This window comes from Erwinia sp. V90_4 (genome assembly GCF_029967685.1).
GTDB lineage: Bacteria > Pseudomonadota > Gammaproteobacteria > Enterobacterales > Enterobacteriaceae > Erwinia > Erwinia aphidicola.
Window position 1 is genome coordinate 1 of sequence record NZ_JASCAQ010000022.1, and the last position, 1,436, is coordinate 1,436.

The 1,436-nt window shown below is 49.8% G+C and carries 2 protein-coding genes; one reads left to right on the forward strand and one right to left on the reverse strand.

Annotation, left to right across the window (positions count from 1 at the left end):
• Positions 1-59: 59 nt before the first annotated feature.
• Positions 60-290 (reverse strand): helix-turn-helix domain-containing protein, encoded by a 231-nt coding sequence (locus QLG07_RS02580; protein WP_159336195.1) that lies wholly within the window; start codon positions 288-290, stop codon positions 60-62.
• Positions 291-405: 115 nt separating this feature from the next.
• Here QLG07_RS02580 and QLG07_RS02585 point away from each other — a divergent pair, with 115 nt between their 5' ends.
• Positions 406-1,125, forward strand: coding sequence for a helix-turn-helix transcriptional regulator (locus QLG07_RS02585; RefSeq protein ID WP_282468406.1), 720 nt, complete (start codon positions 406-408; stop codon positions 1,123-1,125).
• The last annotated feature ends 311 nt before the right edge of the window (positions 1,126-1,436 follow it).

The window sequence follows — 1,436 nt, forward strand, 5'->3', positions numbered from 1 at the left end:
GTCGCATTGGTTGCTCTACAAGCGGCAGAGCGGTTCAGAGTTTTAAAGAGCGGTGTTGCTTATGCTGCCTGGTTCGGATGAGGGAACAGGTCAGTTAAATCGGGTCGGATCTGGTAAGCAGGGATAGTTCCGTTTGTCGCCTTTTCGATGCGCTTTGCATTTTCAGCGGAGACTTTCTTTTTCCCGTGCAACCAAGCCCATACTGATGGCTGTTTAACGTCGCAGGCCTCGGCCAGTTTCTGCTGGCTGCCTACGAAGTCGATAGCCGACTTAATAGCTTTGTTGACCATAAATAGCTCCTGCTTTGGTTTTCATGATAATAATAGCCAAAGCTATTCGGAAAGTAAATAGCTTTAGATATTTGGCATGCAATAGCCTTGGCTATATATTGCAGGTATGGAAAAGATGACATTTGCAGATCGGCTTAACGCCGCTATGAAAGAGACTGGATTCACCCAGGCATCGCTTGCTGACGCGGTCGGCATGGCGCAGCCGAGCGTGTGGAAGCTGACCTCCGGTATCACAAAAAACACTCGTAAGCTGTACGAGATCTCTCGCGTTCTTGGCGTGCGCCCTGAGTGGCTCTCGTCTGGTGACGGGCCTATGCGTGGCGAGGGCCAACAGCCGATAAAAATGGAAGGATCCAATATCAGGGAGTCAAGCCTAAGCGCTACGGTTTGGGAAGATATGGATCATGGTGGCAAGGATGATTTTGTAGAGATTCCCCTATTGAATGTATCCCTCGCAGCCGGAGACGGCAGCTGTGAAGTTGAAGAGTCGTCCGAATTTGCCCTAGTATTCCGCCGCTACTATCTGAAGAAGATGGGAGTGCCAGAGAGCGCCGCCCGCCTTGTCCGGGTCACTGGCCGAAGCATGGAGCCAACCCTAAACGATGGCGATGTAGTGGGCGTTAACACGCAGGAAACCACTATAAGGGATGGCAAGACCTATGCCATATGCCAGGCGGACCTTCTGCGCGTGAAGACGCTCATAGCTTTGCCGGATAGCATCATCATCCGCTCAATTAACCGCTCTGAGTACCCCGACGAAGTGGTATCAAGAGAAGAGTTCCTTCGTGACGTGCGCGTCATTGGAAAAGTTTTCTGGTCGTCTCATAGCTGGTAATCACTTCCCCACGCCCTCGTAATAGCCAAAAGCCCACTTCGGTGGGTTTTTTTGTGCCTATCTAAAAATAAATCTCTTTAGTTATCAAAGATAAAATCACCAAAGCAATATAATTATATCTTTGGCTATTTACACTCATAATAGCTTTAGATATATTTACCCCATCAGCAGGACGCACCGCACCACCGACACGATGTCGCGCTCTTTAACAACGAGGAATTCTACCGCCGCTTGCGGTAGACCAAAGCGCAGTAGCCTTTGGGATTGGATGAATGCGCAGGCTGATGCGCACCAGGATCGTAACCTAAGTC

What these genes read in the sequence shown, in the direction of transcription:
- QLG07_RS02580 (WP_159336195.1), bottom strand. Translation starts at nt 290, where the DNA reads ATGGTCAACAAAGCTATTAAGTCGGCTATCGACTTCGTAGGCAGCCAG.
- QLG07_RS02585 (WP_282468406.1), top strand. Translation starts at nt 406, where the DNA reads ATGACATTTGCAGATCGGCTTAACGCCGCTATGAAAGAGACTGGATTC.